Origin of the sequence: Citrobacter werkmanii (assembly GCF_008693645.1) — a bacterium.
GTDB classification, from domain to species: Bacteria; Pseudomonadota; Gammaproteobacteria; order Enterobacterales; family Enterobacteriaceae; genus Citrobacter; species Citrobacter werkmanii.
The window spans coordinates 2,007,788-2,019,917 of the sequence record NZ_CP044101.1 but is presented as its reverse complement, the minus strand read 5'-3'; the positions used below and the strand labels follow the sequence as shown (position 1 = coordinate 2,019,917).

Below are 12,130 nucleotides of genomic sequence, written 5' to 3'. Positions count from 1 at the left end.
ACGTCCACCTGGCTCCATGCCGGATGGGGTTGTTTAACATACCCGCTGTCAGTCCATTGCAACGGGGGTACTGCAAATTCGGTCGCGCTTAAGCGAGTGCCAGTTTTTGGCGCGCATATTGTAACGCTTTTTCAATCACTTGCTCAATGCTTAATCGGGTTGAATCCAAAACTAAAGCATCAGCAGCGGGAACCAGCGGCGCTACAGCACGGTTACGATCGCGGTAATCGCGTTCCTCGATCTCGGCCAAAAGGCGTTCAAAGTTAACACTAAAGCCCTTCTCCTGCAACTGTAGCATACGTCTATGCGCACGTTCGTGCGAGGAGGCGTCCAGAAAAATTTTCACCGGCGCATCCGGGAACACGACGGTTCCCATATCGCGTCCGTCGGCAATCAGTCCAGGTGCTTCGCGAAACGCGCGTTGACGACGTAAAAGCGCTTCGCGCACGCGGGGAAAAGCAGCCACCTGGGATGCGGCATTCGCCACTTCCTGAGTGCGGATTTCGCCACTAACATCTTCACCTTCCAGAATGACTTCCAGGTTGCCGTCCGTTGAGATAAAACGCACATCCAGGTGTGAGGCAAGCGGTACCAGAGCATCTTCAGAGGTGACATCGACATGGTGATGTAACGCTGCGAGCGCCAGTACGCGATAGATCGCGCCTGAATCTAACAGATGCCACTGCAATGCTTCCGCCATTGCCTTGCACAAGGTGCCTTTACCTGCACCGCTTGGGCCATCAATGGTAATAACCGGGGCAATTGCCGTCATCTTTTTCTCCTTAAACGGGCATACGTTAACGTGAACGCCGCGCATTATACGCGCCAACGACAACGATCGTTATCTTTGTGTGAAAAATGCAGAATCATTGAAGCTGAGTGTAGAAGAAATAGACAATCGGAGATGGCAGAATGTGCCGCACCGGGTAGTGCGGCAATAAAATCAGGCAGGTGTACTAATACGCGCCAACTGTTCGAAATAATCCGGGAAAGTTTTGGCGGTACATTTGGGGTCAAGAATGGTCACAGGGGTATCAGACAGCGCCACCAGCGAGAAACACATCGCCATACGGTGATCGTTATAGGTTGCGATATCCGCAAACTTCAGCGTCGCTGGTGGTGTGATGCGGATGAAGTCATGCCCCTCTTCAACTTCCGCGCCCACTTTGCGTAATTCCGTCGCCATCGCAAACAGACGGTCGGTCTCTTTGACGCGCCAGTTGTAGATGTTGCGTAGGGTCGTGGTGCCTTTAGCAAACAGCGCGGCCGTGGCAATAGTCATCGCCGCGTCGGGAATATGGTTCATATCCATATCCACTGCGTTCAGTTCGCCGTGAGTACAGGCAATAAAATCATCACCCCAGGTAATGGTCGCGCCCATTTTCTCCAGTACATCAGCAAAGCGAATATCGCCCTGCATACTGTTGCGGCCAATCCCGGTGACTTTAACCGTGCCGCCTTTAATGGCGCCCGCCGCGAGGAAGTATGAAGCAGAAGAAGCATCGCCCTCAACCAGATAGGCGCCCGGAGACTGATACTGCTGCTGCCCCTGCACGACAAAGCGCTGGTAGTTCTGATTCTCAATTTCAACACCAAACGTCTTCATCAGATTCAGGGTGATATCAATATAAGGTTTAGATACCAGCTCGCCTTTAATGGCGATCGTTGTATCCTGCGGCGCCAGCGGTGCAGTCATCAGTAGCGCAGTGAGGAACTGGCTGGATACGCTGCCGTCCACCTCAACCTGACCGCCGCTAAAACCACCGCGCAAACGAAGTGGCGGATAGTTTTCCTGTTCCAGGTACTCAATGTTGGCTCCCCCCTGGCGCAGCGCATCAACCAGATGGCCAATCGGGCGCTCCTTCATGCGCGGTTCGCCTGTCAACACGATGTCATTGCTGCCAAGGCACAGCGCAGCGGCCAGCGGACGCATTGCGGTTCCGGCATTGCCAAGAAACAGTTCCACTGCCCTTTCGGCATGTAATGCGCCGCCGTTGCCGATAATCTCGCAGCGGGTGCGATCGGCGGAAAGGGTATAGCTAATCCCTAACGCATTGAGTGCATTGAGCATATGGCGGACATCGTCGCTGTCCAGCAGGTTGGTCAGGACAGTGGTGCCATTTGCTAATGCGGCCAGCAGCAAAGCGCGGTTAGAAACACTTTTGGATCCAGGCAGATTGATGGTGCCATCCACCCGCGCAATGGGTTGTAACGTCAGGGATTCCATGAAACTCAACTCTCAAAACAGATATAAAAACCCCACAGGCGGACTGTGGGGATGAAAGTACAGCAGATTAACCGCGGCGGCGTTCGAAATCGACCATGAAATCGGTCAGTGCTTTTACGCCTTCGAGCGGCATCGCATTATAGATAGACGCACGCATACCGCCGACCACACGGTGCCCTTTCAGCGCATGCAGACCCGCAGCGAAAGACTCCTCCAGGAAGAGTTTATCCAGGGCGCTGTCAGCCAGTTGGAACGGGACGTTCATACGTGAACGGTTCGACTTCGCGACATCGTTACGATAGAAGTCGCTGTTGTCGATCACGCCATACAACAGCTCTGCTTTTTGCTGGTTAATTTTATTCATCGCATTAACACCGCCCTGCTCTTTGAGCCACTTAAAGACCAGGCCAGACAGATACCAGGCAAAGGTTGGCGGCGTGTTGAACATGGAGTCGTTGTCATTTAGCACGGTATAGTCAAGGATTGACGGGCATGAAACATGCGCTTTACCCAGCAGATCTTCGCGTACAATAACAATCGTCAGTCCGGCGGGACCAATGTTTTTCTGCGCCCCGGCATAGATTACGCCATAGCGGCTAACATCAAGCGGCGCGGAGAGGATGGTAGAAGAGAGATCCGCCGTAACCACCACATTGCTGGCAAAGTTCGGCGTTTCATCAATCGCAATGCCATCGATGGTTTCATTCGGGCAATAGTGCAGGTACGCGGCGTTGTCAGAAAGCTGCCATTCGCTCATTGGCTTAACAGCGCGCAGACCGTCAACGGTGACTTTGGCATCGATAACGTTTGGCGTGCAGTACTTTTTCGCTTCTTTAATCGCACTGGCGGCCCAGTAACCGGCATCGACGTAATCCGCTGTCGTTTTATCACCGAGAATATTTAACGGGATACCGGCGAATTGCCCACGGCCACCGCCATGACAGAACAACACTTTATAGTTAGAGGGGATGCTGAGGAGATCGCGAAAATCCTGCTCTGCTTCCTCTGCCACCTGGATAAACTCTTTGCCCCGGTGGCTAATTTCCATGACCGACGTGCCAAGACCGTTCCAGTCGCGAAGATCCTGTTGAGCCAGTTTAAGTACTTCCGCCGGTAGCATTGCCGGACCTGAACTAAAATTGAAGACCTGAGCCATTTCCCCTCACCACGTTGTGTTGTTATCCAATCAACATCCTGTCATTGACGATAATCCTGTGACAGACATTGGGTATAAGTTATTCCTGTGGATATCGGTTTTATCATTCAGTGACACGCGCCGCAATGGGTAAAACTGAGCGGGGTAAAAATGAGTCATAGGTCACACAACAGAATCTATCGGATTGACGGGTAAAAACCGAGATTTTCGCTGTCAGGTGACCCGTTTTGCCCGACTGGCCTTCGACCATTCTGGATTTGCGCAGCGCGGACATAATTGATGATCCCCCGCGCTCATTTGCACCACTTCACTACACCGTACACATGCATAGTCGCCTGTTTCAGGCACCACCTTAAATCGCTGTGTACAGTGTTTAGGCAGAATGCTGAGTCCCGGTTTTACGTCTTCATCGGCAAAGAAGTAAACGCTGATCTGCCCATTCGTCTCCAGAATAGCGAGTTTCACCTGCCCCAGTTGCTCTACGCCGTTCAAACGCAGCTCCATAAAGAATTCGAATTCCGTCATATTGGCGCGATTAAGCTTTGACCATGACAATTCACCGTCTTCAATGATGACCACTGGCTTACCTTCCAGTAGATCTTCCAGCTTTTCGCTGTGTGACATCAGCCACATGACAAGACGATACAGCAGCGCCAGGGTAATAAAAACCACCAGCACCGGAATCATCGGCACATCGTCATAAAACGCCACATCGCCCGCCGCTGAGCCCAGCGTAAGAATAATCAGCACTTCAAAAAGCGACATCTGCCGTACGCCACGCCGCCCTGTAAGCTTTAAAAACAGAAAAACCAATATAAAGGTATAGAGACTGCGCAGCGCAACCTCACCAAGAAACTCCATTGGCACCTTATCCAGTGCCATACGCTGTAAATCGAATGCTTTCATTTTGTGCTCTTAACATTGTTGACTGTGTGAAAGCATAGCCAATAGTTTTATTTACGCCTGGGCTCCGGCGGCGATAGCGCCGTTCATTGAAAACCCGTATCATTGCGCGCTTTCCGTACGACAAAAGTGATTTTCATGACGCAAACATTTATTCCCGGCAAAGATGCCGCTCTGGAAGACTCCATCGCTCGCTTCCAGCAAAAATTACTCGACCTTGGTTTTCAGATTGAAGAAGCCTCCTGGTTGAACCCTGTGCCTAACGTTTGGTCTGTGCATATTCGCGACAAAGAATGCGCGCTGTGCTTTACCAACGGTAAAGGTGCGACGAAAAAAGCGGCGCTGGCCTCCGCGCTGGGCGAATATTTTGAGCGTCTGTCTACGAACTACTTCTTTGCGGATTTCTGGCTGGGCGAAACCATCGCCAACGGCCCGTTCGTGCATTATCCGAACGAAAAATGGTTCCCGCTGACGGAAGACGATGACGTGCCGGAAGGTCTGCTGGATGCGCGTCTGCGCGCGTTTTACGATCCAGAAAACGAATTGACCGGAAGCATGCTTATCGACCTGCAATCCGGAAATGAAGATCGTGGCGTCTGCGGCCTGCCGTTTACCCGTCAGTCTGATAACCAGACTATCTATATTCCGATGAATATTATCGGCAATCTGTACGTTTCTAACGGTATGTCTGCGGGTAACACGCCTAACGAAGCGCGCGTTCAGGGCCTGTCTGAAGTCTTTGAACGTTATGTGAAGAACCGCATTATCGCGGAAAGCATCAGCCTGCCGGAAATCCCGGCCGAGGTGATGGCGCGTTACCCGGCGGTAGTGGAGTCCATCGCCACACTGGAAGCGGAAGGTTTCCCAATTTTCGCCTACGATGGCTCGCTGGGCGGCAAATACCCGGTGATTTGCGTTGTCCTGTTCAACCCGGCCAACGGTACCTGCTTTGCGTCCTTCGGCGCGCACCCGGATTTCGGCGTTGCGCTGGAGCGTACCGTTACCGAACTGCTGCAGGGTCGTGGTCTGAAAGATCTTGATGTCTTCACCCCGCCAACCTTCGACGATGAAGAAGTGGCTGAACACACTAACCTTGAAACCCACTTCATTGATTCCAGCGGTCTGATCTCCTGGGATCTGTTCAAGCAGGATGCTGATTATCCGTTCGTTGACTGGAATTTCTCCGGCACTACGGAAGAAGAGTTCGCCACCCTGATGACCATCTTCAACGCAGAAGATAAAGAAGTGTATATCGCCGACTACGAACATCTGGGGGTATACGCCTGCCGCATTATCGTTCCGGGGATGTCTGACATCTACCCGGCTGAAGATCTGTGGTTAGCCAACAACGCAATGGGTACGCATCTGCGCGAAACGATCCTCTCTCTGCCAGGCAGTGAGTGGGATAAAGAAGACTATCTCAATCTGCTCGAACAACTGGATGAAGAAGGTTTTGACGACTTCACCCGCGTACGCGAACTGCTTGGTCTGGCGACCGGCGCAGATAACGGTTGGTATACCCTGCGCATTGGCGAGCTCAAAGTAATGCTGGCGCTGGCCGGTGGTGACCTGGAGCAAGCGCTGGTATGGACAGAATGGACGATGGAATTCAACGCCTCCGTGTTTAGCGCTGAACGTGCAAACTACTACCGTTGCCTGCAAACGCTGCTGCTATTGTCGCAGGAAGAGGAGCGTCAGCCGCTGCAATATCTGAACGCCTTTGTCCGCATGTACGGCGCCGATGCGGTTGAAGCGGCAAGTGCGGCATTGAGTGGTGAAGCCGCTTTTTATGGCCTTCAGCCAGTAGACAACGATCTGCACGCATTCCCGGCGCATCAGTCTCTGCTGAAAGCCTATGAAAAACTGCAGCGCGCGAAAGCGGCGCACTGGTCAAAATAGTGCCAAACAGCCTGCGTTAAGTAGGCTAAATGTATTGTCTGGGCTATATTACGGGGCGCTTTAAGCGCCCTGTTTTTTATTTTGGTCAAATCAAAAAATAAATGTAAAAGCAAGGTTAAATATTAGTAGTTGATATTAAAAAAATTAGCTTATTAATGTGGCTTTTTATCTCAATTACTCCATATTAATTAACTGTCCAGCAGGAGGCTGAAAGAAAAAATTCAACTCACTTTATAATTTTTAAAATTTATTTTTACATGGATAATCAATAATTTACTCCGCATTTGCATAAAAACCATGCGTCTTGCGGGCCTATAAGCCAGGCGAGATATGATCTATATCAAATTCTCATCTATAATGCTTTGTTAGTATCTCGTCGCCGACTTAATAAAGAGAGAGTTAGTGTGAAAGCTGACAACCCTTTTGATCTTTTACTTCCTGCTGCAATGGCCAAAGTTGCCGAAGAAGCAGGCGTCTATAAAGCAACGAAACATCCGCTTAAGACGTTCTATCTGGCAATTACTGCCGGTGTATTCATTTCAATTGCCTTTGTTTTCTATATCACCGCCACAACCGGTACCGGCACCATGCCTTTTGGCATGGCAAAATTAATAGGTGGTATCTGCTTTTCCCTGGGGCTGATCCTTTGTGTTATCTGTGGTGCAGACCTCTTCACCTCAACCGTACTGATTGTTGTTGCTAAAGCCAGTGGTCGTATTACCTGGGGACAGTTGGCTAAAAACTGGCTTAACGTTTATGTCGGCAACCTGATTGGCGCCCTGATCTTCGTGTTACTTATGTGGCTTTCCGGCGAGTATATGACCGCCAACGGCGCGTGGGGACTCAACGTCCTGCAAACAGCCGACCACAAAGTACACCATACTTTTGTTGAAGCGGTGAGCCTCGGTATCCTGGCTAACCTGATGGTGTGTCTGGCCGTATGGATGAGCTACTCAGGTCGCAGCCTGATGGACAAAGCGTTTATCATGGTATTACCGGTCGCAATGTTTGTTGCCAGCGGTTTTGAGCACAGTATCGCAAACATGTTTATGATCCCTATGGGTATTGTAATACGCGATTTCGCCACCCCGGAATTTTGGACCGCTGTCGGTTCTTCTCCGGAGAATTTTTCTCACCTGACCGTGATGAATTTCATCACCGATAACCTGATTCCGGTTACGATCGGTAATATTATCGGCGGCGGTTTGTTGGTCGGGTTGACATACTGGGTCATTTACCTGCGTGGTAACGATCATCATTAATCTGTTGATGCCCATTACACGCAGTAAATAAAAAATCCACTTAAGAAGGTAGGTGTTACATGTCCGAGCTTAATGAAAAGTTAGCCACAGCCTGGGAAGGTTTTACCAAAGGTGACTGGCAGAATGAAGTAAACGTACGTGACTTCATTCAGAAAAACTACACTCCGTATGAGGGTGACGAGTCCTTCCTGGCTGGCGCTACTGACGCGACCACCAAGCTGTGGGACAGCGTAATGGAAGGCGTTAAACAGGAAAACCGCACTCACGCGCCTGTTGACTTTGACACCTCCGTTGCTTCTACCATCACTTCTCACGACGCTGGTTACATCAACAAAGCGCTGGAGAAAATTGTTGGTCTGCAGACTGAAGCTCCGCTGAAACGTGCGATCATTCCGTTCGGCGGCATCAAAATGGTTGAAGGTTCCTGCAAAGCGTACAATCGCGAACTGGACCCGATGCTGAAAAAAATCTTCACCGAATACCGTAAAACCCACAACCAGGGCGTATTCGATGTTTATACCAAAGACATTCTGAACTGCCGTAAATCCGGTGTTCTGACTGGTCTGCCAGATGCGTATGGCCGTGGCCGTATCATCGGTGACTACCGTCGCGTTGCGCTGTACGGTATCGACTTCCTGATGAAAGACAAATACGCACAGTTTGTTTCCCTGCAGTCTGATCTGGAAAACGGCGTAAACCTGGAAGCGACTATCCGTCTGCGTGAAGAAATCGCTGAACAGCACCGCGCGCTGGGTCAGATCAAAGAAATGGCAGCGAAATATGGCTGCGATATCTCTGGTCCGGCTACCAACGCTCAGGAAGCTATCCAGTGGACTTACTTCGGCTACCTGGCCGCGGTTAAATCTCAGAACGGCGCAGCAATGTCCTTCGGTCGCGTATCCACCTTCCTGGATGCATACATCGAACGTGATATCAAAGCAGGCAAAATCACTGAACAAGACGCTCAGGAAATGATTGACCACCTGGTCATGAAACTGCGTATGGTTCGCTTCCTGCGTACTCCGGAATATGATGAACTGTTCTCCGGTGACCCGATTTGGGCAACTGAATCTATCGGTGGTATGGGCGTTGATGGCCGTACTCTGGTTACCAAAAACAGCTTCCGCTTCCTGAACACCCTGTACACCATGGGTCCTTCTCCGGAGCCGAACATCACCGTTCTGTGGTCTGAAAAACTGCCTCTGAACTTCAAGAAATTCGCCGCTAAAGTGTCCATCGACACCTCTTCTCTGCAGTACGAGAACGATGACCTGATGCGTCCGGACTTCAACAACGACGACTACGCTATCGCTTGCTGCGTAAGCCCGATGGTTGTTGGTAAACAAATGCAGTTCTTCGGTGCGCGTGCAAACCTGGCGAAAACCATGCTGTACGCAATCAACGGCGGCGTTGATGAAAAACTGAAAATGCAGGTTGGTCCTAAATCTGAACCGATCAAAGGCGACGTTCTGAACTTCGACGAAGTGATGGACCGCATGGATCACTTCATGGACTGGCTGGCGAAGCAGTACGTCACCGCGCTGAACGTAATCCACTACATGCACGACAAGTACAGCTACGAAGCCTCTCTGATGGCGCTGCACGACCGTGACGTTATCCGCACCATGGCGTGTGGTATCGCTGGTCTGTCCGTTGCTGCTGACTCCCTGTCTGCAATCAAATATGCGAAAGTTAAACCGATTCGTGACGAAGACGGTCTGGCTATCGACTTCGAAATCGAAGGCGAATACCCGCAGTTTGGTAACAACGACTCTCGTGTAGATGACATGGCGGTTGACCTGGTAGAACGTTTCATGAAGAAAATTCAGAAACTGACTACTTACCGTAACGCTATCCCGACTCAGTCTGTTCTGACCATCACCTCTAACGTGGTTTATGGTAAGAAAACGGGTAACACCCCAGACGGTCGTCGTGCTGGCGCGCCGTTCGGACCGGGTGCTAACCCAATGCACGGTCGTGACCAGAAAGGTGCTGTTGCCTCTCTGACCTCCGTAGCTAAACTGCCGTTTGCTTACGCTAAAGATGGTATCTCTTATACCTTCTCTATCGTTCCGAACGCACTGGGTAAAGACGACGAAGTTCGTAAGACTAACCTGGCTGGTCTGATGGATGGTTACTTCCACCACGAAGCGTCCATCGAAGGTGGTCAGCACCTGAACGTGAACGTCATGAACCGTGAAATGCTGCTGGATGCGATGGAACATCCGGAAAAATATCCGCAGCTGACCATCCGCGTTTCTGGCTACGCAGTACGTTTTAACTCCCTGACTAAAGAACAGCAGCAGGACGTTATTACTCGTACCTTCACTCAGACCATGTAATTGGTTTTGACTGAAATCGTACTTTAAAAAGCGTACAATAAAGGCTCCACGTAAGTGGGGCCTTTTTAATAGCCTGCTTTGTCAGCTATCTATACTTATGGATAGCAGCCAAAACAGACTCGACACAGTTAATAACTGTGCACTAACACAGGCCCCGGATGGGCCACATCTGGAGAAACACCGCAATGTCAGTTATTGGTCGCATTCACTCCTTTGAATCCTGTGGCACTGTAGACGGCCCGGGCATCCGTTTTATTACCTTCTTCCAGGGCTGCCTGATGCGCTGCCTGTATTGCCATAACCGTGACACATGGGATACGCACGGCGGTAAAGAAGTCACTGTCGACGAATTAATGAAAGAGGTGGTGACTTATCGCCACTTTATGAACGCCTCCGGTGGCGGCGTGACGGCATCCGGCGGTGAAGCCATCCTGCAGGCTGAGTTCGTACGTGACTGGTTCCGCGCCTGTAAAAAAGAAGGCATTCACACCTGCCTGGACACCAACGGTTTTGTTCGCCGCTACGATCCGGTAATTGATGAACTGCTGGAAGTCACCGACCTGGTGATGCTCGATCTCAAACAGATGAACGACGAAATCCACCAGAATCTGGTCGGCGTGTCTAACCATCGCACGCTGGAATTTGCTCGTTACCTGTCGAACAAAGACATTAAAGTGTGGATCCGTTACGTGGTAGTGCCAGGCTGGTCTGACGATGACGACTCCGCGCACCGTCTGGGCGAATTTACCCGCGATATGGGCAACGTTGAAAAAATCGAGCTGCTACCTTACCACGAACTGGGCAAACACAAATGGGTAGCGATGGGCGAAGAGTACAAACTCGATGGTGTGAAGCCGCCGAAGAAAGAGACCATGGAGCGAGTGAAAGGCATCCTTGAGCAGTATGGTCATAAAGTGATGTATTAAGTCTTAAGGTGGGTAACAAACCAGTTACCCACCTCATGCCTTCTTAACGCCCTCTTCTCGCCAGCAGCGGGAAAATCAATCCCAGCCAACAAGTACACCTGTTCGCATTCTGTTAAAACAGGTCAAATATGCGCGATAGAATTGGGCGTATGGCCCGTCTTGCGCAGCAGCATCAGTAGATAAATAAACGATACGCTGGCAATCATGATAAACAGCAAGCTATCTGAGTAATTCTGCATCAGCATTGCGGTAAACGAAGGGCCAAGCAGACTGCCAACGGTATAGCTTAATAGCAAAGCCTGATTCATGGCGACCAGTTGATGATGTTCCACCTTTTCACAGGCCCAGGCCATCGCGACCGGATAGAGAGTAAAACCTGCCGCACCCAACATAAATAATGCAGGGGCCATCGCCGCCTGATTCAGCATAGCAATACTTCCGACGATCACCACAAACACCTGGACGCGTAAGACCAGCAGGCGTCCCAGCTTGTCCGCCAGGCGGCCAATCGGCCATTGCCCCAGAATACCGGCGCTAACCAGAACCGCCATCCAGAAACCAATGCTGGCATTGCTTACTCCCTGATGGTTCAGATACAGCGGCATCAGGCCGTACAAAGAGCCCAGCACAATCCCGGAAATAATGCAGCCATTAACGCCCAGACGCGCCTGTCGCAGCTTCAGCATCGATACAATAGGGGTTGAGTGCTGTTCATCACTCTGCTGATTGGCGATGCGCGCAAAGAGCAGCGGTAGAACGCCAGCCAGGATGGTTCCCGTCACCCACGGCAGCACATTCATCAATTCTGTTGATACCTTACTGACCAGCAATTGTCCTAAGAACGTCCCCACGTAATAGATCATCATATAGGCGGCAAGCAAACGTCCGCGATTGCGCGAAGTCCCGCTGCACATCAGCGCACTTTCCACTACCACCCAAATCATGGCGCAGCCAACGCCGGCAATAAAGCGCCAGCTCATCCAGCTCCAGAATCCAACCATAACCCCCAGCCCAACACAGCCCGCGGCAAAAATAAACGAGGCGATGTAATAGCTGCGGTTAAATCCAAGGCGTTTAATTAAATACCCGGTCAGCAACGTCCCTACCAAATTACCGGTAAAGTAGGACGAACTCACCATACCGACCTGCCAGGTTGGCAGATTTGCATGGGCGAGCCAAAGCGGGACGAGCGTGTTTAACACGGCGATCGCCAGGGTCAACAGAAGCAGCCCGCACAGCAGAAGCATGACGGGACGGGTATAGATGGACATGAATAAAAACCGTGAGGAAGTTCAAATTTCATGCGCATCATGCCACTGCCAAAAACATTGTCAATCGGCGTAATCAAAGGGCTGAGGCGCTTTTCTGACGATCGATTTGCATTACTGATTCTTAATGTGAATAGATAAAAAATA

9 protein-coding genes are annotated in these 12,130 nt (G+C 50.8%); 4 read left to right on the top strand and 5 right to left on the bottom strand.

Going from position 1 to position 12,130, the window contains the following annotated elements; translation table 11 throughout:
* Positions 1 to 88: 88 nt before the first annotated feature.
* The 4 genes from cmk to FOB24_RS10230 all read right to left on the bottom strand — a co-directional run bounded on the left by cmk (position 89) and on the right by FOB24_RS10230 (position 4,289).
* The gene (gene cmk, locus FOB24_RS10245) at positions 89 to 772 is read right to left on the bottom strand and encodes a (d)CMP kinase (RefSeq protein ID WP_032939922.1); all 684 of its coding nucleotides are present in this window, start codon (positions 770 to 772) and stop codon (positions 89 to 91) included.
* A gap of 171 nt (positions 773 to 943) precedes the next feature.
* The gene (aroA, locus tag FOB24_RS10240) at positions 944 to 2,227 is read right to left on the bottom strand and encodes a 3-phosphoshikimate 1-carboxyvinyltransferase (RefSeq protein ID WP_085049195.1); all 1,284 of its coding nucleotides are present in this window, start codon (positions 2,225 to 2,227) and stop codon (positions 944 to 946) included.
* Positions 2,228 to 2,294: 67 nt separating this feature from the next.
* Positions 2,295 to 3,383, bottom strand: coding sequence for a 3-phosphoserine/phosphohydroxythreonine transaminase (serC, locus tag FOB24_RS10235; protein ID WP_061381866.1), 1,089 nt, complete (start codon positions 3,381 to 3,383; stop codon positions 2,295 to 2,297).
* A gap of 213 nt (positions 3,384 to 3,596) precedes the next feature.
* Complete coding sequence (locus FOB24_RS10230; RefSeq protein WP_038639302.1) at positions 3,597 to 4,289, bottom strand: DUF421 domain-containing protein; 693 nt, start codon at positions 4,287 to 4,289, stop codon at positions 3,597 to 3,599.
* A 135-nt stretch (positions 4,290 to 4,424) separates the two neighbouring features.
* On the opposite strand from FOB24_RS10230, the gene ycaO reads away from it, so the two are divergent.
* The 4 genes from ycaO to pflA all read left to right on the top strand — a co-directional run bounded on the left by ycaO (position 4,425) and on the right by pflA (position 10,715).
* Positions 4,425 to 6,185, top strand: a complete 1,761-nt coding sequence (gene ycaO / locus FOB24_RS10225; protein ID WP_150344859.1) for a 30S ribosomal protein S12 methylthiotransferase accessory factor YcaO — start codon at positions 4,425 to 4,427, stop codon at positions 6,183 to 6,185.
* A gap of 404 nt (positions 6,186 to 6,589) precedes the next feature.
* Positions 6,590 to 7,447 carry a formate transporter FocA gene (gene focA, locus FOB24_RS10220; RefSeq protein WP_032939923.1) on the top strand — a complete coding sequence of 286 codons (858 nt, stop codon included), beginning with the start codon at positions 6,590 to 6,592 and terminating at the stop codon, positions 7,445 to 7,447.
* 59 nt (positions 7,448 to 7,506) lie between these two features.
* Positions 7,507 to 9,789 (top strand): formate C-acetyltransferase, encoded by a 2,283-nt coding sequence (gene pflB / locus FOB24_RS10215; RefSeq protein WP_006685273.1) that lies wholly within the window; start codon positions 7,507 to 7,509, stop codon positions 9,787 to 9,789.
* Positions 9,790 to 9,974: 185 nt separating this feature from the next.
* Positions 9,975 to 10,715: a pyruvate formate lyase 1-activating protein gene (gene pflA, locus FOB24_RS10210; RefSeq protein ID WP_003035751.1), complete on the top strand. Its 741-nt coding sequence runs from the start codon at positions 9,975 to 9,977 to the stop codon at positions 10,713 to 10,715.
* Positions 10,716 to 10,837: 122 nt separating this feature from the next.
* Here pflA and FOB24_RS10205 read toward each other — a convergent pair whose 3' ends face one another.
* Entirely contained in the window at positions 10,838 to 11,986 is a 1,149-nt protein-coding gene (locus FOB24_RS10205) for an MFS transporter (protein ID WP_150344858.1), read from the bottom strand.
* Between the last annotated feature and the right edge of the window lie 144 nt (positions 11,987 to 12,130).

Coding starts and splice junctions, on each gene's coding strand:
- pflB (WP_006685273.1), top strand. CDS start 7,507: ATGTCCGAGCTTAATGAAAAGTTAGCCACAGCCTGGGAAGGTTTTACC.
- pflA (WP_003035751.1), top strand. CDS start 9,975: ATGTCAGTTATTGGTCGCATTCACTCCTTTGAATCCTGTGGCACTGTA.
- cmk (WP_032939922.1), bottom strand. CDS start 772: ATGACGGCAATTGCCCCGGTTATTACCATTGATGGCCCAAGCGGTGCA.
- FOB24_RS10205 (WP_150344858.1), bottom strand. CDS start 11,986: ATGTCCATCTATACCCGTCCCGTCATGCTTCTGCTGTGCGGGCTGCTT.
- serC (WP_061381866.1), bottom strand. CDS start 3,383: ATGGCTCAGGTCTTCAATTTTAGTTCAGGTCCGGCAATGCTACCGGCG.
- ycaO (WP_150344859.1), top strand. CDS start 4,425: ATGACGCAAACATTTATTCCCGGCAAAGATGCCGCTCTGGAAGACTCC.
- aroA (WP_085049195.1), bottom strand. CDS start 2,227: ATGGAATCCCTGACGTTACAACCCATTGCGCGGGTGGATGGCACCATC.
- FOB24_RS10230 (WP_038639302.1), bottom strand. CDS start 4,289: ATGAAAGCATTCGATTTACAGCGTATGGCACTGGATAAGGTGCCAATG.